The following is a 22,859-nucleotide window of genomic DNA, read 5'->3' on the forward strand; positions in this document are numbered from 1 at the left end:
TCCGGGTGGAGTCACTTCACCCGGGCTTCGCCCAAGCGCTCCAGGATGGCGTCCACGGTCTCCTCGACCGTCAACTCCGTGCTGTCCAGCCAGAGTCCGAGCCTCGGTGTCTGCTCGCGCAGGATCGCGTCGAGGTCTTCGACCGTCCACGCGCCGTAACCCGTCTTGCCTCGCGCGGCTTCGCGGGCGGCGACCGCTTCGGGGCGCGGGGCGAGGACGAGGACGTACGTGGGGTGGGTGCGGAGGAGGTCCACGTACGGCTTCAGCTCTTCGCCCAGGATGACGTCCTGGACGACGGCGGTGAAGCCCGCGGCGGCGTACGCGTCCGCCGTCGACGCCGAGAGGCGGTAGCGCAGGTGGAGTTGGGCCTCGGCCTCGCCGCCGGGCTCGCCCTCGTACTCCACACCGCCCGAGACGATCATGCGGCGGAAGGCGTCGCCCCGCACATGCGCGGCCTTCGGCAGGCGCTCGGCCAGTGCCTGCGCGACCGTGGACTTGCCGGACGCCATGATGCCGGTGAGCACCACGACCCCGCCCTCGGGCGGGGTCATGTGGCGACCGCGGCCTGGGGGCGGATCGGGAGGCGGTTGACGGGGCGGCCCGTCGCCGCGCGGACCGCGGAGGCGATGGCCGCGGGGGACGTCACGACCGGGACCGCGCTGGCCGCCTTCGCGCCGAAGGGGGCCACGACGTCGCGCTCCTCCACCAGCTTCACGATGCGGATGTCGGGGGCGTCCAGGGCGGTCGGGAGGGCGTACCCGGTGAGGTCCGGGTGGCGGACGATACCGCGCGGGGTGCGGAGGTTCTCCGTGAGCGCCGCGCCCACGCCCTGGGTGACGCCCGCCTCGATACGGGCCTTCAGCTGGGCGGGGTTGAGGATGCGGCCCACGTCCTGGGCGACGGCGAGCTCGACGACGCGGACCGAACCGATCTCGATGTCCACGTCCACCACCGCGCGGATCGCGCAGAACGCCATGCCCACGAAGGCGTCGCCCTGCCCGGCCTCGTCCAGCGGCTCGGTCGGGTGCGGGCGGCACTGGGCGGTGGCCCAGAGCTCCTTGCCCTCCAGGGCCTCGGTGACGGTCGTGGACAGCACGCCGTCGTACGAGGTGATCTTGCCGTCGGTGATCTGGAGCAGCTCGGTGGACATGCCGAACTTGTGCGCCAAGGGCTGGAGCAGCTGGGTGCGGACCATCTTCGCCGCGCGTTCCACCGCGCCGCCCGACACCCACGTGTGGCGGCCGCGGCAGCTCGGGCCCGCCGGGGGCTGGTCGGTGTCGACGGGCGCGACCCGCACGTCCTCGATGCCCAGCGTCTCCTGGACGATCTGGCGGGCCAGCGTGGTGAAGCCCTGGCCGGTCTCGACGGCCGCGCAGATCACCGTCGCCATGCCGTCGTGGACCTTCACGGTGGCCGTGGAGACCTCGTCCGTGCCCTCGGCGCCGAGGAGCTGGACCATGCCGAGGCCGTAGCCGACGCCCCGGCGCACGGCGGCCGGTTCGCCCGCGCCCTCGGGGCCGCCGGGCAGCAGCCACTCGTCCTCGGGGGTGTCCTTGGGCAGCTCGGGGAGCGGGAAGTCCCGAACGGCGGCGAGGAGTTCGGCCACCGGGGCGGGGCACGTCACGGTCTGGCCGGTGGGCAGGATGTCGCCGGTCGCCATGGCGTTGCGCAGCCGCAGCTCGGCCGGGTCGACGCCCAGCTTCTTGGCGATCTTGTCCATCTGCGCCTCGTACGCGGCGCACACCTGGAGCGCGCCCTCGCCGCGGACGTGTCCGGAGGGCGGGTTGTTCGTGCGGACCGCCCAGCCCTCGATGAAGGCGTTCGGCACCACGTACGGACCGCAGGCGAAGGAAACCGCGGCGGCCAGTGCCTCCGACGACGTGTCCGCGTAGGCGCCCGCGTCGAGCAGGATCTGTGCCTCCACCTTGACCAGCCGGCCCTCGGCGTCCGCGTGGTGGCGGTAGCGCAGGAGCGTGGGGTGGCGGTGGGCGTGGCTGAGGAAGGACTCTTCGCGGGTCGCGGTGAGCTTAACCGGACAGCCGGTCCGCAACGCGAGGAGCCCGAGCGGGAGTTGGAAGCCCGCGTCCTCGCGGTCGGCGGTCGCGCCCGGCACGCCGGTGACGACCACCTTCACGTGGTCCGGGGTGAGGCCGTAGCAGGCGGCGGCCCGGTCGCGGTCGGCGTGCGGGTCGGTGGAGGCGACGTACAGCTCCACTCCCCCGTCGGGGCGCGGCACCGCGAGGCCCGCCTCCGCGCCGATGGGCGCCGGGTCCTGGCGGCCGATGCGGTACAGGCCCTCGACGACGAGCTCGCCCGCCGCCTCCGGATCGCCGTGCCGCAGCGGGATGTGGCGGATGAGGTTGCCGTCGGGGTGCAGCGGTTCGGCCTCGAAGGCCTTCTCCGGGTCGGTGACCGGTTCGAGCACCTCGTACTCGACGATGACGGCGGCGGCCGCCATCCGCGCGGTGTCGGGGTGGTCGGCGGCCACGGCGGCGATGGGCTCGCCGTGATGGCGTACGACATCGGAGGCGAAGACCGGGCGGTCCGCGGTCCTGCGGCCGTGCAGCGGCTCGCCGGGGACGTCCTCGTGCGTGACGACGGCGTGCACGCCCGGCATGTCGAGGGCGTGGCTGGTGTCGATGGAGACGATGCGGGCGTGCGCGTGCGGGGAGCGCAGGACCGCCGCCCACAGCAGGCCCTCGGCCCACAGGTCGGCGGCGTAGGGGAAGGTGCCCTCCGTCTTCTCGCGGGACTCCGCGGACGGCAGCGACGCGCCGATGCCGTGCGCCGGCTGACCCGGCCCGTCGGGGGCGGCGGTGGGCGTGGTCGCGGTGCCGGCTTCGGTGGTCACGCGTGGCCTCCGTCCTGGCCGTAGGGGCCCTGCGGTTCGTCGTACGCGGCGGGGTGGACGCCACCGGCTCCCGGGCCCGCCTGATGCGGAATGCGCGCCTCGTCAGCGTGCCCATGTGGGTGCTCGTGCGGGTGCTCGTGCGCGTTCTGCGCGGAGGACTCGGCGGCGGCCGCGGAGGTCGCCTCGCGCTCGGCCACCACCTCGCGCACGGCGTCGAGCACGCCGCGGTAGCCGGAGCAGCGGCAGAGGTTGCCGCAGAGCGCGCGGCGGGTTTCAAGGTCGCTGGGGGCGGGGTTGCCCTCGAGGAGGTCATGCACGGTCATGGCCATGCCCGGCACGCAGAAGCCGCACTGGACGGCTCCGCAGGCGGCGAGGGCGCGCTGCACGTCGGAGGGCTGCCCGTCGGTGGCCAGGCCCTCGACGGTGCGGACCTCGCTGCCCGCGGTGGTCGCGGCGGGCACCAGGCAGGAGGCGACGAGACGGCCGTCCACCTGGACGTTGCAGGCCCCGCACTCGCCCTGCGAGCAGCCGTCCTTGGCCCCGGCGAGACCGAGCCGCTCACGCAGGACGTAGAGCAGGGACTCGCCGATCCAGGCGTCGGTGACGGGCCGGTCGGTGCCGTTCACGCTGAGGACGTAGGAGACGAGGGGGTGGTCGTCGTGGAGGGGGTTGGGCGCGATGACGGGGCCGTCGGAGGCCTCCGCCTCCGCTGCCTCCGAGGACTCCGGTGACTCCGGGGACTCCTGTGGCGCGTCCAGTGGCTCGTGCGGCTCCTGTGCCGCGGCTTCGGCCGGGTCGCTTCCGCTGGGCTCGTCCGCCTCAGCGGTCGCGTCCGCCTCGCCGGTCACGTCGGCCTCGTCGGCCGGCTCCAGCTCGGCCGGGGGCTCCTCGGCGGCTTCGGGGGCGGGCGCGGGGGCGGGCTCCGGTACTGCTTCGAGGTCGGCCTCCGGGGCTTCCGGGGCGGGCTCGGGGGCGAACTCAGGGATGGCCTCGGGGGGCGTCACGGGGACGCCGACGTGCTCGGCGGCGGCCTCGAACTCGTCCGCAGGCTCGGACGACTCCAGGACGTCGGCGATCTCCGCGGCCTCCGCGATCTCCGCGGCCTCCGCGATCTCCGCGGCCTCCGCGATCTCCGCGGCCTCGACGGCTTCCCGGGCGGCCTCGACGGCCTCCGTCGCCTCCATGGCGTGGGCGGCCTCCGCGGCGAGGGCGGCCTCCGCGGCCCGTGCCGCTTCCGCGCCGGACCGTCCGGCGGGCGGCACGCTGATCGCCCGCAGCAGCGTCGTCTGCTCGAACCGGCTCTCCTGCGGCGATTCCTGACGGTGCTCGGCGGGGGCGTGCTCGGCAGCGGGCGGTGCGGGGGCGTGCTCGGCAGGGGCGTGCGCGGCGGCTTCCTGCGGCTGCGTGCCCCAGGGCGCACCGGCTCCCGCTCCCGTCGCCCACGGCGCGGGCGCGCCGCCGGGCAGGGTCGCGGGGGGCGTGCCGCCCCACTGGGCCGTCAGCGACGACGCCGTGTACTCACCGGACTCGTCCGGCAGGTCCCCGTCGGCGACGGGGATGGACCACTGCCCGGTGACGTCGGAGGGGGCGGGAGCGGAGGGCGCCTGCCCGTACTGGTGGCCGTAGCCCTGCTCGTACGCCTCCTGCTCGTAGCCCTGCGTCTCCTGCTCGTACCCCTGTCCGAAAGGTTGCTGGAGACCGGCGGCCTCGGCCTCGCCGAAGCTCCACTGGCCGGTCGCCCGCGGGTCGTAGGGGTGCGCCTCCGGCTGCTGCTCCTGCACCGTGCCCGCGTCGGGCCAGCTCACCGCGCGGCCGCCGCCGGCCGCCCCCGTGACCTCGGGAGGCATGACCCAGGTGCCCGTGGCGGCCGGGTCGGTGGCGTCGGCGGTGGTGGGGGTGACCGTTATCTGCGGCGGTACGTAACCGTGTCCCGGGGCGGCGAGCGGGGTGTCCAGCATGCCTTCGGGGAGCTGCACGAACGCCGTGGCGTCGGAGTCGTACTCGCCCTGCGGGTGCGGCTGCCAGCCGCCGCCGTTGTGGGTGTTCTGGTCGTCGCTCACGACAGCGCCCTCCCCAGTGCTCGTCGGGCCAGCGCGGCGACGGTGCGCCGCAGATGCAGTACGGCGGGCGCCAGCGGCTGTTCGGTGCCGTCGGCCGCCGGGGGGTGGTCCGGGATGCAGGCGGACGCGACGTACTCGCCGAAGGCGGTGACCGCCTCCGGGACGAGGCTGCCGCGCTCACCGTCCCAGTCGATCAGTGAGGCCACCCACTCCTCGGCCTCGAGCGGCCGCAGGGGCATCGGCGCGATGGCACCGACCGCGCACCGCACACCGCGCCGGGCGGGGTCGAGGACCAGCGCGACGGATGCCGTGGCCCGGCCGGGTCCGGTGCGTCCGGTCGCCTTGAGGAAGACCTGGGGGGCGTGCAGGAGCGGCACGCGCACGAAGCCGATGAGCTCACCGGGGCGGAGCATCTCCATGCCGGCGAGGAGGTGCGAGACGGGGACCTCGCGGCGGGCGCCGCCGGGTCCCGCGATGATCAGCACGGCTTCGAGGGCGGCGAGGACGGGCAGCGCGTCGCCGGTCGGGGCGGCGGACGCGATGTTGCCGCCGAGGGTGCCCGCGTTGCGGATCTGTGGCGGTCCCGCGGCGCGCGCGGCGGCGGCCAGGGCGGGGATCAGCGCGGCGAAGTCGGGGCGTCCCATGCGCGCGTGCGTGAGACCGGCGCCGAGCAGGGCGTGGCCGTCCTGGTACTGCCAGCCGCGGATCTCGTTGATGCGGCCGAGGCCGACGAGGGCGGCGGGCCGCAATTGTCCCGAGTTGACCGATGTCATGAGGTCCGTGCCGCCGGCGACGGGCACGGCGGCGGGCATGGCGGCGAGCGCCGCCACTGCCTCGTCCAGCGTGGCGGGCAGCTTCACCGATTGCGGTGTCTGTGCCGCCTGCGGTGCGTGCGTGCTCAAAACCGGCTGCCCCTTCCCGATGTCCGGCCGCGTGCTCCACGTACATCCATCGCGTATGTGAAGTGCTCGCCGTTTCGCGACGTGTCACCGTTACGCCTGTTCCGCCGTACGGTACGTGCTCACAACCCGGACGTGGCAACTCTGGCACATCTTCCCCGGGCCCCGACGCGGGGGTCCGCTAGGAGGCATTCGTCCCCAGACCAGGGGGATATGCCGTTTTCGCACGGCTTCCGGCGGCCCATGCTCCCGGCACGGACCGCCGGGAGCACGCATCCCGGAGCTTCCTCACACGTTCGGGGGCGCCCCCTCGATCGGGCGTCCGAGCACGCCCGGTCGCTGCTGGTGCGGCAGCGGACCGCCCGGCGGGCGGTAGTCGACACCGAGGGCGTCAAGTCGCGCGTAGTGCTCGGTCATTCGCCGTTCGAAGTCGGCGAAGTCCCGCTCGGCGGGTGCGGGCAGCTGCCGCCACGCCACCTCGCAGAAGGCGGCGAGGCGCGGGAACACCTGGTAGTCGACGCGTCCCTGGTGCTCCATCACCTCGGTCCAGACGTTGGCCTGGGTGCCGAGGACGCGGGCCGCCTCCTCCTCGGTGAGCTCGGCGGGGACGGGCTCGAAGCGGTAGACGTCCTCGAGGGTGCGGATGAAACCGATGGGCATCGGCTCGTCGGGGCCGCCGTGCTGCCGGTGGTCCAAGTACACGTGCTGCTCGGGGCACATGATGACGTCGTGGCCGGATTTGGCCGCGGCGATGCCGCCCCGGTAGCCGCGCCAGGAGGAGACGGTGGCGCCCTCGGCGAGGCCGCCCTCCAGGATCTCGTCCCAGCCGATGAGGCGCCGTCCGCGGGCCGAGAGCCACCGGTCGAAGTGGCGGATGAACCAGCTCTGCAGCCCGTCCTCGCCGTCCACGCCCAGCTCCTTGATGCGGGCCTGCGCGGCGGGCGACTCCTTCCACTGGTCCTTGGGGCACTCGTCGCCGCCGACGTGGATGAAGGTGGACGGGAAGAGGTCGAGGATCTCCTCGAAGACCCCTTCGTAGAAACGGAGTACGTCCTCGGTCGGGGCGAGGACGTTCTTGCTGACGCCCCAGGTGTCCCAGACGGTGAGCGCCTCGGTGTCGACGACGTCGGTGTTGCCGAGGTGCGGGTACGCGCTGATGGCGGCCTGCGAGTGGCCCGGGATGTCGATCTCCGGGACGACGGCGATGTGCAGGGAGTCGGCGTACGCGACGATCTCGCGGATGTCGTCCTGGGTGTAGTACCCGCCGTGCGGGCGCTCCTCCCAGAGGGGGGAGGCGCGGTGGCCCCACTTGGAGCGGGCCCGCCACGAGCCGGTCTCCGTCAGCTTCGGGTGGCGCTTGATCTCGACGCGCCAGCCCTGGTCGTCGGTGAGGTGGAAGTGGAAGACGTTGAGCTTGTGGGCAGCGAGCAGGTCGAGGTAGCGCAGGACCCCGTCCTTCGGCATGAAGTGCCGTGACACGTCGAGCATCATGCCGCGCCAGCCGAAGCGGGGGGCGTCCTCGACGACGCCGGCCGGGACGGCGTACTCGGCGCCGGGCCGCAGCCGCGCGCGTCGGAAGGCGTCGGGGCCGAGGAGCTGGCGCAGCGTCTGGGCGCCCCAGAAGACGCCGGCGCCCGCGCCGCCGCGGATCTCGACGCGGTCGCTGTCGATGGTGAGCTTGTACGCCTCGGGCTCCAGGGAGTCGTCGACGTACAGGGAGAGGGAGTTGGCCGCGCCCTCGGTGCCGTCGCGGAGCGGGAGGCCGAGCGCGGGGCCGAGCGCGGCGCGCAGCCACCGCTCGGTGGACCCGGTGCCGGGGCCGGCCCAGACGGTGGTGGACGCGTCGATGACGAAGGAAGAGCTCTGCGTGGCCTCGGCGCGTGCGGGCGCCGGGATGAGTTGCCCAAAGGTCATGGCGCCCAAGGCTGTCACGCGATTGCGCGACGCAAAAGGGGCGTTGCGGCAGGCGCAACGCCCCTCGGGCGAAGAGGTCTCACAACGGACGAAAGGGATGCCTACTTCGTCGTCTCGTCCTCGGCAGGGCTACTTCTTGCCGTCCTTGCCGCCCTTGTCCTTGTCGCCGCCGGCGCCCATGGACTCGTAGATCTCCTTGCACATGGGACAGACGGGGTACTTCTTCGGATCGCGGCCGGGGACCCACACCTTGCCGCAGAGCGCCACGACGGGGGTGCCGTCCAGCGCACTCGCCATGATCTTGTCCTTCTGGACGTAGTGCGCGTAGCGCTCGTGGTCGCCGTCACCGTGCGACACCTGTGGCGTCGGCTCTACGAGGGTCCCCGTACCTGCCCCGCGCTCGGGCTCGGGCTCAAGAGTGCTCATAAGGGCCAAGGGTACTCACGCCCGCGACGTCCCGGCAGCGCCCGTGCCCACGGGGGGGTTCTTCATATCGTGCGGCCCGGTGGGGGTTGCTCGCGCAGTTCCCCGCGCCCCTGGGGAAGACCACCGCCCCTCACCCGCCAGGGCACCCCCGGGTGACCAGGGCCAGACGCGAGGCGGCACGCCGGCCCACCTAGGGGCGCGGGGAACTGCGCGACTAGCCCCCACCGGCCCGCAGACGGAAGGAGCCCCGCCCGCCAGGGCATCCCCACGGGGGCCGCACGCCGGCCCACCTAGGGGCGCGGGGAACTGCGCGACCAGCCCCCACCAAGCCGCAGGTGGACGGACCGGCCCCGCGCAGCGGACAGGTGGAGGAGGAGGCCCGCCAGGGCCACCCCCGCCGCCGCCCACGGCAGAGCCCGAGGCGCGAGCCCCGCCGCGAGAGCCAGCCCGGCCACGCCGGAGCCCACCGCACTGCCCAGGTACAGGGCGGAGTTGTTGAGGGCAAGGGCCACCGTCCCGCGCTCGGCGCGCAGCGCGAGCAGCCGGTGCTGCTGCGGGACCTGAAAGGCCCACCCCGCCGCACCCCAGACGACAAGCGCCGGATACGCCGCAGCGCCCAACAGCGGCAGGACGGCGATCGCGACGGTCAGGGTCGAGACGATCCCCGTCACGAGGACGCCCACCCGGCCCGTACGGTCCACGAGCGGCCCGGCGACCAGGCTGCCGAGCACCCCGCCGATCCCCCACGCCCACAGGTACGGCGCCACCGCCCCCTCGCCCACACCGCCCGACGAGGCGAGCACCGGCGCGAGATACGTGTAGAGGCCGAGGCTCGCCACCGCGCCCAGGAAGGAGACGCCCACGATCGGCAGCACCTGCCGGTCGGCGAGCGCCCCGAGCCGCGCCCGCACCGGCACCGGCGGCTCGGCGGGCACCTCCGGCAGCCCCACCGCGAGGCCCAGGAGAGCGACCGCGCCGAGCCCCGTCACCAGCCACATCGTGGCCCGCCAGGACGTGTGGCCGGCGAGCAGCACCCCCAGCGGAACACCGAGCACCGTGCCCGAGCTCATCCCGCCCATCACCATCGCGAGCGCCCGCCCGCGCCGCTCCTCCCCCACGAGCGAGGCAGCGGCCGCCGTGGACAGCGCCGAGTAGACCCCGGCACCCACCCCCCGCCACCGCCCGGGCGGCGAGCAGCACGGCGAGACCGGGGGCGAGCGCGGTGAGCCCGTTGCCGACCGTGAAGACGGCCAGCGCGGCGACGATCAGCACGCGCGGCCGCACTCCGGACAGCAGCCCGGCGACGAGCGGCGCGCTCACCGCGTACGCGAGGGTGAAGACGGTGACCATCTGCCCGGCGAGCGAGACGGTCGTCCCCAGGTCGTCGGCGACCACCGGCAGGAGCCCCGCCATCACATAGGCGTCGAGCCCCAGCGTGAAGGACCCCAACATCAACAACCACACCTTGCGCACGGCGCTCAGCTCCCTCTTCCTCGCGGTTCCGGGAGGGAAACGTAGGCAGCCTCCGTATCCGGCGAGAAATGTCCGCCGAGCCCATTTATGCTCGGGCGGCATGAATCAAGGACTGGGTACGGATCAGGGACTGGACGGGGTAGAGCTGCGCCACCTGCGAGGATTCCTCGCCGTCGCCGACGAGCTGAGCTTCACGCACGCCGCCGACCGGCTCCGCGTCGGCCAGCCCGCCCTCACGCGCACGATCCGCGCCCTGGAGGAAGCCGTCGGCACCCGGCTCCTGGAGCGCACCACGCGCCGCGTCGTCCTCACCGAGGCGGGCCACCGGCTGCGCGACGACCTCGCCCCGCTGCTGACCCGCCTGGACGCCACCCTGCGCGCCACCCGCGCCGAGCCCCCGCTGCTGCGGCTCGGCTTCACCTCCGTGCTGCCCGAGGCGTGCGTCGAACTGACCTCCGCCTTCCGGGCGGCGACCGGCGCGGGCGTGCGGCTGGTGCGGCGCGACGCCCCGCTGGCGGGCCTGGCCACGGGCGCGTGCGACGTCGCGGTCGTACGGGGCGACGTCCCGTCCGGCGCACCGGTCCGCACCCGCGTGCTGCTGCACGAGCCGCGCGTCGCCGTCGTCGCGCGCGGCGCCGCGGAGCTCGCGGGCCGCCGCGTCGTCGACTGGGCGGAGCTCGCGGACGTGCCGCTGGTGGTGAACACCGTCACCGGCACGACCCGCCCCGACCTGTGGCCGGCCTCCCGCCGCCCGCGCCTCGCCTGCACCGCCGACAACTTCGACGAGTGGCTGGAAGCGGTCGCGGCGGGCCACGGGGTGGGGGTGGCGCCGGAGCCGGTGGCCCGCAGGCACTCCCACCCGGCCCTGCGCCACGTACGCCTGAAGAACGCCCCGCCCGTCGCCGTACACCTGGCGATCCCGGCGAGGGACGCGCACCCGCTGGCCGAGCGGTACCTGCACGGCACCGGAGACTGCCCCGAGCGGCGGGCGGGTCAGTTCAGCGACGCGTCGTCCGGATAGGTCGCCACCATCGCGAGCTCGCTGCGCTGGCGCCGCAGCACCGCACGCCACAGCCGCTCAGGGTCGGGGGACGACACGTCGCCGGGCTCGGACTCGACCACGTACCAGGCGCCGTCCGCCAGCTCGGTCTCCAGCTGGCCCGGGCCCCAGCCCGAGTAACCGGCGAAGATCCGCAGCGAGCCGAGCGCCGAGGCGAGGAGCTCGGGCGGGGCCTCCAGGTCGACGAGGCCGATCGCGCCGTGCACGCGCCGGAAGCCGACCGGGTCCTGTCTGCCGGTCCGCGACCCGGCGGCCGCGGACACCGCCTCGTCGCCGGGGATCACCGCGACGCCGAGCGCCGAGTCCAGCGAGACGGGGCCGCCCTGGAAGACGACGCCCGGCGTCCCGGCGAGCTCTCCCCAGCCCTCCAGGATGTCGGCGACGTCCACCGGCGTCGGACGGTTCAGGACCACGCCGAGCGAGCCCTCCTCGTCGTGGTCGAGGAGCAGCACCACCGCGCGGTCGAAGTTCGGGTCCGCCAGGGCCGGTGTGGCCACGAGCAGCCGCCCTGTGAGCGAGGACACCTCGGTCATGGACCACATGATCCCGCATATTCGCCCTGCGCGGGGAGGCAATGCGCATACCGGAGTGAACGCAGCTCAGGGCCGGAAGTGGCCGGTGGAGCCGGTGCGCCGGGCGGTGACCCGGAGTGTCCGGTTCCGCACGGTTCGTGTTGTCACGAACTCATGACGTGCTTTGCACGCCCTTGGCCTTACGGAAGGGGGGTACGCGGCCATTACGCTTGCCCTTTGGTCCCCCCGTCCATCCAATCGGAACGCGAGATTCATGACCGTCACCGACGATGTACTGCTTGTCCACGGCGGAACCCCGCTGGAGGGCGAGATCCGTGTCCGCGGCGCGAAGAACCTTGTGCCCAAGGCCATGGTCGCCGCGCTGCTCGGCAGCGCCCCGAGCCGGCTGCGCAATGTCCCCGACATCCGCGACGTGCGCGTCGTGCGCGGCCTGCTGCAGCTGCACGGCGTGACGGTCCGGCCCGGCGAGGAGCCGGGCGAGCTCATCATGGACCCGTCGCACGTGGAGAGCGCGAATGTCGCCGACATCGACGCCCACGCGGGCTCGTCGCGCATTCCGATCCTCTTCTGCGGCCCGCTCCTGCACCGCCTCGGGCACGCCTTCATCCCCGGCCTCGGCGGCTGCGACATCGGCGGCCGGCCGATCGACTTCCACTTCGAGGTGCTCCGCCAGTTCGGCGCCACCATCGAGAAGCGTGAGGGCGGCCAGTACCTGGAGGCCCCGCAGCGCCTGCGCGGCACCAAGATCCGCCTGCCGTACCCGTCCGTGGGCGCCACCGAGCAGGTCCTGCTCACCGCCGTCCTCGCGGAGGGCGTCACCGAGCTGTCGAACGCCGCGGTGGAGCCGGAGATCGAGGACCTGATCTGCGTCCTGCAGAAAATGGGCGCGATCATCGCCATGGACACCGACAGGACCATACGGGTCACCGGTGTCGACAGCCTCGGCGGCTACAACCACCACGCCCTCTCGGACCGCCTGGAGGCCGCCTCCTGGGCTTCCGCGGCCCTGGCGACCGAAGGCAACATCTACGTCCGCGGCGCCCAGCAGCGCTCGATGATGACGTTCCTGAACACCTACCGGAAGGTGGGCGGTGCCTTCGAGATCGACGACGAGGGCATCCGCTTCTGGCACCCGGGCGGCTCCCTCGACGCGATCGCCCTGGAGACGGACGTCCACCCCGGCTTCCAGACCGACTGGCAGCAGCCGCTCGTCGTGGCCCTGACGCAGGCCGCGGGCCTGTCCATCGTCCACGAGACGGTCTACGAGTCCCGGCTCGGCTTCACCTCGGCGCTCAACCAGATGGGCGCGCACATCCAGCTCTACCGCGAGTGCCTCGGCGGCTCCGACTGCCGCTTCGGCCAGCGCAACTTCCTGCACTCGGCGGTCGTCAGCGGCCCCACGAAGCTGCAGGGCGCCGATCTGGTCATCCCCGACCTGCGCGGCGGCTTCTCGTACCTGATCGCGGCCCTCGCGGCGCAGGGCACGTCCCGCGTCCACGGCATCGACCTGATCAACCGCGGCTACGAGAACTTCATGGAGAAGCTCAAGGAGCTCGGCGCGAAGGTCGAGCTGCCGGGCAGGGCACCGCTCGGCTAGCGGTTCCCGCACGGCATACGAAAGGGGCGGTCACCCAGTGGGTGACCGCCCCTTTCAGCTGCCCGGGGCTACTTGCCCTTGGCCGCTTCCTTCAGCTTGGAACCAGCCGAAACCTTGACGCTGTAACCGGCCGGGATGTTGATCGGCTCACCGGTCTGCGGGTTGCGGGCGGTGCGAGCGGCACGGTGGGTGCGCTCGAAGGTCAGGAAGCCGGGGATGGTGACCTTCTCGTCGCCCTTGGCAACGATCTCGCCGACGGTCTCGGCGAACGCGGCCAGCACGGCGTCGGCGTCCTTGCGGGTCACCTCTGCGCGGTCGGCCAGCGCGGCCACCAGCTCACTGCGGTTCATGTTTGTACTCCCGTGTTCTTTTGCCGTTGAGGCGTGCCACGCGGCAGGGCCGCATGATGGGCACAGCGAAGACGATGCTGCCAGGGTCCTCGGACAGTCCCCGGACCCGGGTCTGACGTCCAGACCCTCGCGCCCGATTACGCATCCTGCCCCCACCTGCGGCGGGAAAGCCAATCCGGCGCCCTTGGGGGTCACACGGAAAGCGTCCGCCACCCCCTGAAATACGGGTGCAGGGGAGGGCTTGCTGCCAAGCCACCCTAGAGGGGCCCCGAGGGGCCCGGGTTCCGCGACGCGCCGTGCGGCTAGGCCGTGGCGCCTGTCACAGCGGCCCCCGCGGCCTTCGCGGCGGTGCGCACGGCACCGGCCACGGCACCCGCGACCTTGTCGTTGAAGACGCTGGGGATGATGTAGTTCCGGTTCAGCTCGTCCTCGGCGACGACGTCCGCCAGGGCGCCGGCGGCAGCCAGCATCATCTCCGTGTTGACCGTGCGCGACTGGGCGTCGAGCAGGCCGCGGAAGACGCCGGGGAAGACCAGGACGTTGTTGATCTGGTTCGGGAAGTCCGAGCGCCCGGTGGCCACAACTTCCGCCGTCTGCCGGGCGATTGCCGGGTCGACCTCGGGGTCCGGGTTCGCGAGCGCGAACACGATGGCGCCGTCGGCCATGGCGGCGACGTCGTCGCCGTTCAGCACGTTCGGAGCCGATACGCCGATGAAGACGTCGGCGCCGACGACGGCCTCCTTGAGCGTGCCCGTGAGACCCTCGGGGTTGGTGTTGTCGGCGATCCAGCGCAGCGGCGAGTCGACGTCGTGGGAGACCAGGTCCTCGCGGTCGGCGTGCACGACGCCGTGGATGTCGGCCACCACGGCGTTCTTCACACCGGCGGCGAGCAGCAGCTTGAGGATGGCCGTGCCGGCCGCGCCGGCGCCCGACATCACCACGCGCACGTCGCCGATGCCCTTGCCCACCACGCGCAGGGCGTTGGTGAGGGCGGCGAGGACGACGATGGCGGTGCCGTGCTGGTCGTCGTGGAAGACCGGGATGTCGAGGGCCTCGCGCAGCCGGGCCTCGATCTCGAAGCAGCGCGGCGCGGAGATGTCCTCGAGGTTGATGCCCGCGAAGCCGGGGGCGATGGCCTTGACGATCTCGACGATGGCGTCGGTGTCCTGGGTGTCCAGGCAGAGCGGCCAGGCGTCGATGCCGGCGAAGCGCTTGAAGAGGGCCGCCTTGCCCTCCATGACGGGCAGCGCGGCCTTCGGGCCGATGTTGCCGAGGCCCAGGACGGCCGAGCCGTCCGTTACGACCGCAACGGAGTTGCGCTTGATCGTGAGGCGGCGGGCGTCCTCGGGGTTCTCGGCGATCGCCATGCAGACCCGGGCGACACCCGGGGTGTAGATCATGGAGAGGTCGTCACGGTTCCTGATGGGGTGCTTGGACGCCATCTCGATCTTGCCGCCGAGGTGCATCAGGAACGTACGGTCGGAGACCTTGCCGAGGGTGACGCCCTCGATGGTGCGCAGCTGCTCGACGATCTCGTCGGCGTGCGTGGTGGAGGACGCCGCGATCGTCACGTCGATCCGCAGCATCTCGTGGCCGGAGGCCGTGACGTCGAGGCCGGTGACCGAACCCCCGGAGGACTCCACGGCCGTGGTCAGCTGGGAGACCGCTGTCCCGCTGGCGGGCACCTCCAGTCGGACCGTCATCGAGTAGGAGACGCTGGGCGCCGTTGCCATGGCGGACTTCCTCTGCTTTCACCTTGTAGCTCTTGCCGTCCGATGGTCGCACCTACCGCTGAGTACGTGGTAGCCGCCCCGGATTGAGAACGTTTTGTTCACCGGCCAGTGCGCTGCAGTTTCGGAAACTTGTTTCCACCATACGAGAAGTTACGTGGATCGGAAAGAGGGACCGGAACAGAAAGAGGCCCACGTCACGTGGTGACGTGGGCCTCTCTCTCACGCTTATGACACCGACCCGCCATGCTCGCCTCGCGGCAAGTGGTCGCTCGTAGCGACGATGGTTGGGCCCGGGGGCTTGGATCGAGCCGGTGCCACATCCAAGGTAACAAACGAATCCCGTAAGGCAATTCCCGTCCCGAGAAGCCGCTCGGGTCAATCTCGGAGGACGGTCCTTCACCGCGAAGGGTCAGTCCCTGAGCAGATCCGGCACCCCGGCCGCGTCCGGCTCGTCGCGCTCCCCCGACAGGACCGTGAGCTGCTGCGTCGCGCGCGTCAGCGCCACGTACAGGACGCGCAGGCCCGCCGGGGACTCGTCGGCGATCTCCGCGGGCGAGACGACCAGCGTCGCGTCGTACTCCAGGCCCTTGGCCTCCAGGCTGCCCAGCGCCACCACCCGGTCGCCGAGCCCCGCGAGCCAGCGCGCCGCCTGCTCACGGCGGTTCATCGCGACGACGACACCGACCGTGCCGTCGACCCGCTCCAGGAGCCGGGCCGCCTCCTCGCGCACGGACGAGGCGAGGTCCTTGCCCCGTACGACCGCGAAGCGGGGCTCCACGCCGGTGGAGCGGACCGCCGACGGGGACTCGGCCCCCGGCATCGCGAGGGCCAGGACCCGCGCGGCCAGGTCGGCGATCTCGGCGGGGTTGCGGTAGTTGACGGTGAGCGTGAAGCGGCGGCGCGGGCGGCTGCCGAGCGCCTCGTCGCGCGCCTCGCCCGCCTCGTCGGGGTCGGACCAGGAGGACTGGGCCGGGTCGCCGACGACGGTCCACGTGGCGTGGCGGCCGCGGCGGCCGACCATGCGCCACTGCATGGGCGTCAGGTCTTGGGCCTCGTCCACGATGACGTGCGCGTACTCGGTGCGCTCCGCCGCCAGGCGCTCGGCGCGCTCGCGCTGGGACTCCTCGCGCTGCGGCATCAGCTCTTCGAGGCCGGTGAGCAGGTCGAGGGGGTCGAGTTCCCGCTTCTTCTTGGGTCGGTGCGGCGTGCCGAGGATCGCCTGGAGCTCGTCGAGCATCGCCACGTCGTGCACGGACAGGGCGTCGCGCCGCAGCGAGCGGGCGACCTTGCGGACCTCGCCGGGGTTGAGGATCCGGCGCGCCCAGCGGCCGAGGCGCCGCTCGTCGCCCATCGCGGCCAGCACGCCGCGCGGGGTGAGCTCCGGCCACCAGGCGTCGAGGAAGCGGATGAAGTCGTCCTCGGACGTGATGTCGTCGTCGAAGGAGGAGCGGAGCTCGGCGGCGAGCTCGGGGTCGGTGTGGCGGCCGGCCGCGCCGGACTGGGACCACAGGGCGTCCAGGAGGAGCTTGCGGGCGCGCGGGCGCAGGAGGTTGACGGGGGCGGTGCCGCTGAGCGCGTTGCGGCGGATGCGGTCCAGCTGGCCGGCGTCCAGTTCGAGGCGGCGGCCGAAGGCGACGACGCGGAGGCGGGTGGGGGCGGCGGGGGCGGCGGCCTGCGGTTCCTCGTCCTCGTCGCCGAAGGACAGCTGGCCGTCCTGCGGGGCGGCGGGGGCGGCCGGGCCGGAGGGAGTCTCCAGCGCTCCCCGCGCCGCCTTCCTCAGTACCTTCAGCATGCGCGAGGAGCCCTTGACCCGGGCCACCGCGGGGCTGTCGTACTCCGTCGCCTCCACGCCGTCCACCAGGGAGCCCACCGCACGGATCGCGACCTGCCCCTCCTCGCCGAGGGACGGCAGCACGCCTTCCGTGTAGGCGACCAGGAGCGGGGTCGGGGAGACGATGAGGATGCCGCCCGCGTACCTGCGCCGGTCTTGGTAGAGGAGGTACGCGGCCCGGTGCAGGGCCACCGCGGTCTTGCCGGTGCCGGGGCCGCCCTCCACGTACGTCACCGACGCGGCGGGGGCGCGGATCACCATGTCCTGCTCGGCCTGGATGGACGCCACGATGTCCCGCATCGAGTGGCTGCGGGCCTGGCCGAGCGCGGCCATCAGGGCGCCGTCGCCGACGACGGGGAGCTCCTCGCCGTCGAGGCGGGCGGTGAGCTCGGGGCGCATCAGGTCGTCCTCGACGCCGAGGACCTTGCGGCCCTTGGAGCGGATGACGCGGCGGCGCACCACCCGGCCCGGATCGACCGGCGTCGAGCGGTAGAAGGGCGCGGCGGCGGGCGCGCGCCAGTCGATGACCAGCGGGGAGTAGTCGGCGTCGAGGACACCGATGCGGCCGATGTGCAGGGTCTCCGCGATGTCGGCGTACTTGCCGTTCGCGTCCTCGCGCACCGCGCCCTCCGCCGGCTCGACCGCCGTGTACGCGCCGTCGGGCCCCTTCTTGCCGTCCTTGCCCTGGAGCAGGTCGATACGGCCGAAGAGGAAGTCCTCGAACTCGTTGTTGAGCCGGTTGAGGTGGACACCGGCGCGGAAGACCTGCGCGTCACGCTCGGCGAGCGCGCCCGGCGTACCGACCTGGGAGCGCTGGGCAGCGTCGTTCATCAGGAACTCGGCCTCGTGGATCTTCTCCTCGAGACGTCGGTAGACCTGGTCGAGATGTTCTTGTTCGACGCTGATCTCGCGGTCGCGTACGTCGGCCACCGAGGCCCCTTTCACACCGTGCTGCTGCCCGTATTGAGCAGCCGTCCACCTTAGGCGAAAGGGGCCCGTCCTGTGCACTTGTCTCGCGGCCGGTACGCGCTACACGTCGACCTTGACCAGCCGCTCCCCGTCGAACGTGGTCACCTCGAAGTGATCGATGTCGTTCCGGTCCATGGCCGCGCCCCCGTGCACGTACAGCGGGCTGCGCGCCCATTTGTTCGGACTGTCCTTGATGCCGTATCCCCATTCGGGCACCGACCAGCTGCTGACGGTCTCCTTCCCGCCGTCCTTGCCGACCGCGACCAGGGAGCACTTGAGCGGGCCCTTGACGTTCTTCAGCTCAAGGACGGCGTGTGTGCCCCAGGCCTTCTTCTCCGTGCCGACCGTGGCGCTGACCTTGGTCGTCGGGTCGGTGGCGCGCGCCTTCTCGTCCATGTGGTGGAAGAAGGCGTCCTCGGCGGGGCTGGAGGGGTGCGGGTCGGCCACCACGCCCTTCGAGCCGCCGTCGTCACCGGCCACCGCGAGGACGACGAGCGGCCCGCCGACGATCAGCGCGACCGCCGCCGCGACCAGGTACAGGCCGCGCCTGCGCCCGCGCTCCCGCTTGGCGGACACCTCAGCGAGGAGGCGCTCGGCGAGCCGGGGGCTCGGCCGGGCGGCGAGCTGCTCGCCGATCGCGGGCATGCCGCGCGGCCCGGGGAGGTCCGCGAGCGCGGCCAGCATCGGCTCCATGCCGGAGAGCTCGTCCAGTCGGTGCCGGCAGAACTCGCACCCGGCGAGGTGCTCCTCGAACCGTGTGGCGTCCGCGTCGTCCAGGATCCCGAGGGCGTAGGCGCCGACGGTCTCGTGGAGCTCGTCGTCCTGCCGCGCGCCGTGGTGGCTGTGGAACTCGGTCATGCCGTCACCCCCCGCTCCTCGAGCGCCAGCTTCATCGAGCGAAGCGCGTAGAAGACCCGTGAACGGACCGTCCCGCTGGGTATGCCCAGCGTCTCGGCCGCCTCATTGACCGTACGCCCTTTGAAGTAGGTCTCGACAAGTACCTCCCGGTGTGCGGGAGTCAGGTCCTCCAGCGCGTCCGAGAGCGTCATCAGCCACAGTGCCCTGTCGATCTCGTCCTCCGCGGGGATGACCTCCAGCGGCGACGGGTCGACCTCCTGCGGCCGGGCCTGCCGGCTGCGGTGGCCGTCGATGACGATGCGCCGAGCGACCGTCACCAGCCAGGGGCGTACCGAACCGGTCGCTCTGTTGAGCTGACCGGCGTTCTTCCAGGCACGGATGAGCGTTTCCTGTACGACGTCCTCGGCACGCTGCCGGTCGCCCGCCACCAGCCGGAGCACATAGGCGAGAAGTGCTCCCGCGTGCTCGCGGTAGAGGGCGCGCATCAGCTCCTCGTCCGGGCCCGGGGGCCGTCCGAGGCGATGGCGGTGCGGCTGCGGGCGCTCATCGGCCACGGCGGAATCCTTGCGCACGCGTACCTCCGGTGTCCGCCCTTTCGGCGGGTCGGGCGGGTCTCACGACGGAGGTACGTATGCGGGGTGGCGGATGTTCAACGGGGGTGGGCGAGGGTTGGCGCTGGGGGCACTTGGGCGGGGGCGTAGGGGGCGGGGCGGGGCATACGGGACTGCCCCTCACTCCCGTCCGACCGCGGCCACCCTCCTGCGGTGCCTGGCCACTCGCTCTCGGTTGCCGCACACCTCGCTGGAGCACCAGCGGCGGCGGCGGCCGCGGGACGTGTCGAGGTACACGATCAGGCAGTTGTCGCCCTCGCACTGGCGCAGGAGGGCGCGGGCCGCGGGATCGGTGAGCAGGTCGACGGTGTCCCGGGCGACGGCGGCGACGAGCGACGCGCAGCCGGGGTCGCCGCGCAGGACGCGGACCAGGGTGCCGTCGGCGGCGCGGACCGCACAGGGGGCCGGGGGCGCGGTGGCGGCCAGGGCGTTGACGCGGTCGAGGGCGGCGGTGGCGGCCGCGGTGAAGGGGCGCCCGTCGATCTCACCGAGCACCAATTGCCCTATGGCGGCGCGCAGTTCATGGAAGGCGGTGAGCCATTGCGGGCCGGCGCCGGGCAGGGGCGCGCCGGCCGGTACGAGACCGGTGCCCGCGAGCCAGGCGCGCAGCCGCTCCACGGAGTCGAGCCGTTCCACGGGGTGGTTCGTCGCCACGAGGTCCAGGCAGCTCCGCCCGGAGTCGAATCGCAGCTCGTACGGAGCCGGGGCCGCGCCCAACGCCATGCGCCTGTCACCGCCTTGGTGGGGGTCACCGGTGAGTGAATGCCGTTGCGTACCCCTACAGTGCACTCCCCCGGGCGGCTCCGGAACCCGGCGTACCAGGTTGCCCCGAGAACCCACTTCGGCGGCCGCGACCGTACCCGCCCCACCCCACGTGTGTCAGCCCACGTATTTGGACCCCGACGCCGGGTCGATCGCGAGCCGGTACCCCCGCTTGACCACCGTCTGGATCAGCTTCGGCGCGCCGAGGGCGGTGCGCAGGCGGGCCATCGCGGACTCCACCGCGTGCTCGTCGCGGCCCGCGCCCGGGAGCACGCGCAGCAGTTCGGCGCGGGCCACGACCCAGCCGGGGCGGCGGGCGAGGGCGGTCAGCAGGGCCATACCCGCGGGCGGTACGGCGCGCAGCTCGTCGTCGACCAGGACGGCGTGCCCGCGGATCTCGACGCGGTGGCCCGCGATGCGCAACACCCGTGCACGGGAGGGGAGTTCCTGGCACAGGAGCTGGACGAGCGGCCCGAGCCGGAACCGTTCGGGCTGCACCGTGTCGACGCCGAGGGACTGCAGCGGCAGCGCGGTGACGGGTCCCACGCAGGCGGACAGCACGTCGTGGTGGAGGGCGGCGAGGAGCTCGTCCGTCATGCCCCGCTCCTCGGCGCGGGCGAGCAGCGAGGCGGCGGCGGGCGCGCTGGTGAACGTCAGCGCGTCGACGCCCCGCCCGACGGCCGCGTCGAGGAGCCGGTCCACGGGGCCGAGGTCCTCGGGCGGCAGCCACCGGTAGACGGGCACCATGACGACCTCCGCGCCCCCGGCCCGCAGCGCCTCGACGAAGCCGGGCAGCGGCTCCCCGTGCAGCTGGAGGGCGACGCGCCGTCCGTCGACGCCCTCGCCGAGGAGCCGGTCGAGGACCTCCGCCATGGACTCGGACGAGGGCGACCACTCCTCGGTGAGCCCCGCGGCGCGCACCGCCCCCTTCACCTTCGGCCCGCGGGCGAGCAGTTCGACCCCGCGCAGACAGCGGACCAGCGCCTCTCCGTACCCCCAGCCGTCCGCGGCCTCGATCCAGCCGCGGAACCCGATGGCGGTGGTGGCGACCACGACGTCCGGCGCGTGGTCGATCAACTCCTTCGTGGCGGCGAGGAGTTCACTGTCGTCGGCGAGCGGCACGATGCGCAGCGCGGGCGCGTGCAGCACGGTGGCGCCGCGCCGCTTGAGGAGCGCGCCGAGCTCGTCGGCGCGCCGGGCGGCGGTCACGCCGACGGTGAAGCCGGCGAGGGGCCCGTGCGCGGCCGGGTCGCCGACGGCGGGGGTGGCCCTGGGGCCCGGGCTCGGGCTGGAGCTCGGGCTCGGGCCGGCGCTGGGACCGGGACCGGGGCTCGGGTTGGCGCTGGGACCGGGGCCGGGGCTGGGGTTGGCGCTGGGGCTCGGGCTGTCGTGCATAGGCTCGTCTCGTCTCGTCCCGCTCGTGTTCCTTGTCCCGCTTTCCTTGTCCCGCTCGTTTCGCTCGTGGCTCGTGGGCGGCGGACGACCGAGCCTGTCAACGGCGCGTGACGGGCCCGGTTCACGACGATGTCCGCCGTGTTACGTCACACTTCGGCGTAGCTGAGCTGCGTCTTCTCCTCGGTGTCGGCCGCCGGGGCCGTGCGGGCGACCGGCCGGCGAAGGTATACGGCCCAGGTGACGGCCGCACACACACCGTAGAAGGCGAGGAAGGCGATGTACGCGCCCGTGCCGGACCCCACGGTCTGGAAGGACTGCCGCAGCGCGAGGTTGATGCCGAGCCCGCCGAGCCCGCCGACGGCCCCGATCAGCCCCATGGCCGCCCCGGAGAGCCGCCGCCCCTGAGCCGCGGCCGCCTCCCCCACGAGCCCGCTCGCCTCCGCCTTCGCCTGAAAGATCCCGGGGATCATCTTGTACGTCGATCCGTTGCCGAGCCCGGTGAGCACGAAGAGCGCGACGAACGCGCCGACGAACAGCGGCAGCGACTCACGCACGGAGGCGAGGACGACCACGCCGGTGGCGGCGCCCATCCCGAGGAAGTTCCACAAGGTGATGCGCGCGCCGCCGAACCGGTCGGCGAGCCACCCGCCGACGGGCCGGATCAGCGAGCCGAGCAGGGGTCCGATGAAGGTGAGCTGGGCGGCTTCGAGCGGCGTACGCCCGAACTGCGTCTGCAGGACGAGCCCGAAGGCGAAGCCGTACCCGATGAACGACCCGAACGTCCCCACGTACAGGAACGACATGATCCACGTGTGCGCGTCGCGCGTCGCCGCCTTCACGGCACCGGTGTCGTTGCGGACGGACGAGATGCTGTCCATGAAGAGAAAGGCACAGACAGCAGACACGAGAACAAGCGGAATGTAGATGCCCAGCACCACACGCGGCCCACCGCTCGCCCCGATGACGGCGAGCCCCACGAGCTGCACCACGGGCACGCCGATGTTGCCGCCGCCGGCGTTGAGCCCGAGGGCCCACCCCTTCTTCCGCAGCGGGAAGAACGAGTTGATGTTGGTCATGCTGGAGGCGAAGTTGCCGCCGCCGACCCCGGTGAGCAGGGCACACAGCATGAAGGTGGAGTAGGACGTCCCGGGCTCCATCACGACGAACGCGGCGACGGTCGGCAGGAGCAGCAGGGAGGCCGCGATGACGGTCCAGTTACGCCCGCCGAAACGCGCGACGGCGAAGGTGTACGGCACGCGGACCACGGCCCCCACGAGGGTCGCCATCGACACGAGGAAGAACTTCCCGGCCGCGTCGATCCCGTACTCGGGCCCCATGAACAGCACCATCACCGACCACAGGCTCCACACGGAGAACCCGATGTGCTCGGACAACACGGAGAACGCGAGATTCCGCCGGGCTACCTTCTCCCCGCCCTCCTCCTTCCAGAACGTCTCGTCCTCCGGGTCCCACCGCTCGATCCACATCACACGCCTCCAGGAGTAGTCCACGCACACCGGCCGACCCTCCCGAACGT

18 protein-coding genes and 1 pseudogene are annotated in these 22,859 nt (G+C 72.9%); 2 read left to right on the forward strand and 17 right to left on the reverse strand.

The features are described from left to right. Positions 1 to 11: 11 nt before the first annotated feature. From ACZ7LU_RS36690 to ACZ7LU_RS36725, 8 genes and pseudogenes are all read right to left on the reverse strand, one after another. A complete protein-coding gene (locus tag ACZ7LU_RS36690; RefSeq protein ID WP_471919218.1) occupies positions 12 to 551 on the reverse strand; it encodes an AAA family ATPase in 540 nt (179 codons plus the stop codon). Further along, on the reverse strand, positions 548 to 2,851 hold the full coding sequence (locus ACZ7LU_RS36695; protein WP_471919219.1) for a xanthine dehydrogenase family protein molybdopterin-binding subunit: 2,304 nt from the start codon (positions 2,849 to 2,851) through the stop codon (positions 548 to 550). Before ACZ7LU_RS36695 ends, ACZ7LU_RS36690 begins: the two co-directional genes overlap by 4 nt. Next, positions 2,848 to 4,911 carry a (2Fe-2S)-binding protein gene (locus ACZ7LU_RS36700; RefSeq protein ID WP_471919220.1) on the reverse strand — a complete coding sequence of 688 codons (2,064 nt, stop codon included), beginning with the start codon at positions 4,909 to 4,911 and terminating at the stop codon, positions 2,848 to 2,850. The genes ACZ7LU_RS36695 and ACZ7LU_RS36700 overlap by 4 nt, the downstream gene beginning before the upstream one ends. Further along, the gene (locus ACZ7LU_RS36705; protein WP_398298305.1) at positions 4,908 to 5,813 is read right to left on the reverse strand and encodes an FAD binding domain-containing protein; all 906 of its coding nucleotides are present in this window, start codon (positions 5,811 to 5,813) and stop codon (positions 4,908 to 4,910) included. The genes ACZ7LU_RS36700 and ACZ7LU_RS36705 overlap by 4 nt, the downstream gene beginning before the upstream one ends. 285 nt (positions 5,814 to 6,098) lie before the next feature. Further along, positions 6,099 to 7,724 carry a beta-N-acetylhexosaminidase gene (locus ACZ7LU_RS36710; RefSeq protein ID WP_471919221.1) on the reverse strand — a complete coding sequence of 542 codons (1,626 nt, stop codon included), beginning with the start codon at positions 7,722 to 7,724 and terminating at the stop codon, positions 6,099 to 6,101. Between the two features lie 129 nt (positions 7,725 to 7,853). Next, positions 7,854 to 8,150 carry a DUF3039 domain-containing protein gene (locus ACZ7LU_RS36715; RefSeq protein WP_033263869.1) on the reverse strand — a complete coding sequence of 99 codons (297 nt, stop codon included), beginning with the start codon at positions 8,148 to 8,150 and terminating at the stop codon, positions 7,854 to 7,856. Between the two features lie 290 nt (positions 8,151 to 8,440). Continuing rightward, positions 8,441 to 9,319 carry an MFS transporter gene (locus ACZ7LU_RS36720; RefSeq protein ID WP_471919222.1) on the reverse strand — a complete coding sequence of 293 codons (879 nt, stop codon included), beginning with the start codon at positions 9,317 to 9,319 and terminating at the stop codon, positions 8,441 to 8,443. A 40-nt stretch (positions 9,320 to 9,359) separates the two neighbouring features. Further along, a pseudogene (locus ACZ7LU_RS36725) lies at positions 9,360 to 9,725 on the reverse strand (hypothetical protein); the annotation flags it as partial. On the opposite strand from ACZ7LU_RS36725, the gene ACZ7LU_RS36730 reads away from it, so the two are divergent. Continuing rightward, positions 9,724 to 10,644, forward strand: coding sequence for a LysR family transcriptional regulator (locus ACZ7LU_RS36730; protein WP_471919223.1), 921 nt, complete (start codon positions 9,724 to 9,726; stop codon positions 10,642 to 10,644). The pseudogene ACZ7LU_RS36725 and the gene ACZ7LU_RS36730 sit on opposite strands and share 2 nt — an antisense overlap. Here the strand turns inward: ACZ7LU_RS36730 and ACZ7LU_RS36735 are convergent. Next, positions 10,617 to 11,225 (reverse strand): YqgE/AlgH family protein, encoded by a 609-nt coding sequence (locus tag ACZ7LU_RS36735; protein ID WP_468601654.1) that lies wholly within the window; start codon positions 11,223 to 11,225, stop codon positions 10,617 to 10,619. The two genes, ACZ7LU_RS36730 and ACZ7LU_RS36735, sit on opposite strands and share 28 nt — an antisense overlap. Before the next feature lie 244 nt (positions 11,226 to 11,469). Between ACZ7LU_RS36735 and murA the strand changes: the two genes are divergently transcribed. Beyond that, on the forward strand, positions 11,470 to 12,813 hold the full coding sequence (gene murA, locus ACZ7LU_RS36740; protein WP_398298315.1) for a UDP-N-acetylglucosamine 1-carboxyvinyltransferase: 1,344 nt from the start codon (positions 11,470 to 11,472) through the stop codon (positions 12,811 to 12,813). Positions 12,814 to 12,881: 68 nt separating this feature from the next. Here the strand turns inward: murA and ACZ7LU_RS36745 are convergent, their stop codons facing one another. From ACZ7LU_RS36745 to ACZ7LU_RS36780, 8 genes are all read right to left on the reverse strand, one after another. Then, positions 12,882 to 13,163, reverse strand: coding sequence for an HU family DNA-binding protein (locus tag ACZ7LU_RS36745; protein WP_016645140.1), 282 nt, complete (start codon positions 13,161 to 13,163; stop codon positions 12,882 to 12,884). A 302-nt stretch (positions 13,164 to 13,465) separates the two neighbouring features. Beyond that, positions 13,466 to 14,896 carry an NAD-dependent malic enzyme gene (locus tag ACZ7LU_RS36750; protein WP_362987124.1) on the reverse strand — a complete coding sequence of 477 codons (1,431 nt, stop codon included), beginning with the start codon at positions 14,894 to 14,896 and terminating at the stop codon, positions 13,466 to 13,468. Between the two features lie 409 nt (positions 14,897 to 15,305). Beyond that, the gene (locus tag ACZ7LU_RS36755) at positions 15,306 to 17,657 is read right to left on the reverse strand and encodes a HelD family protein (protein WP_471919224.1); all 2,352 of its coding nucleotides are present in this window, start codon (positions 17,655 to 17,657) and stop codon (positions 15,306 to 15,308) included. Between the two features lie 99 nt (positions 17,658 to 17,756). Further along, positions 17,757 to 18,554: a zf-HC2 domain-containing protein gene (locus ACZ7LU_RS36760; RefSeq protein ID WP_398298320.1), complete on the reverse strand. Its 798-nt coding sequence runs from the start codon at positions 18,552 to 18,554 to the stop codon at positions 17,757 to 17,759. After that, the gene (locus ACZ7LU_RS36765) at positions 18,551 to 19,126 is read right to left on the reverse strand and encodes a sigma-70 family RNA polymerase sigma factor (RefSeq protein ID WP_398298322.1); all 576 of its coding nucleotides are present in this window, start codon (positions 19,124 to 19,126) and stop codon (positions 18,551 to 18,553) included. The genes ACZ7LU_RS36760 and ACZ7LU_RS36765 overlap by 4 nt, the downstream gene beginning before the upstream one ends. Positions 19,127 to 19,285: 159 nt before the next feature. Beyond that, a complete protein-coding gene (locus ACZ7LU_RS36770) occupies positions 19,286 to 19,888 on the reverse strand; it encodes a CGNR zinc finger domain-containing protein (protein WP_398298323.1) in 603 nt (200 codons plus the stop codon). A 156-nt stretch (positions 19,889 to 20,044) separates the two neighbouring features. Next, complete coding sequence (locus tag ACZ7LU_RS36775) at positions 20,045 to 21,322, reverse strand: uroporphyrinogen-III synthase (RefSeq protein WP_471919225.1); 1,278 nt, start codon at positions 21,320 to 21,322, stop codon at positions 20,045 to 20,047. 146 nt (positions 21,323 to 21,468) lie between these two features. Continuing rightward, on the reverse strand, positions 21,469 to 22,809 hold the full coding sequence (locus tag ACZ7LU_RS36780) for an MFS transporter (RefSeq protein ID WP_471919226.1): 1,341 nt from the start codon (positions 22,807 to 22,809) through the stop codon (positions 21,469 to 21,471). Between the last annotated feature and the right edge of the window lie 50 nt (positions 22,810 to 22,859).

Source organism: Streptomyces sp. NPDC039462 (genome assembly GCF_055639375.1).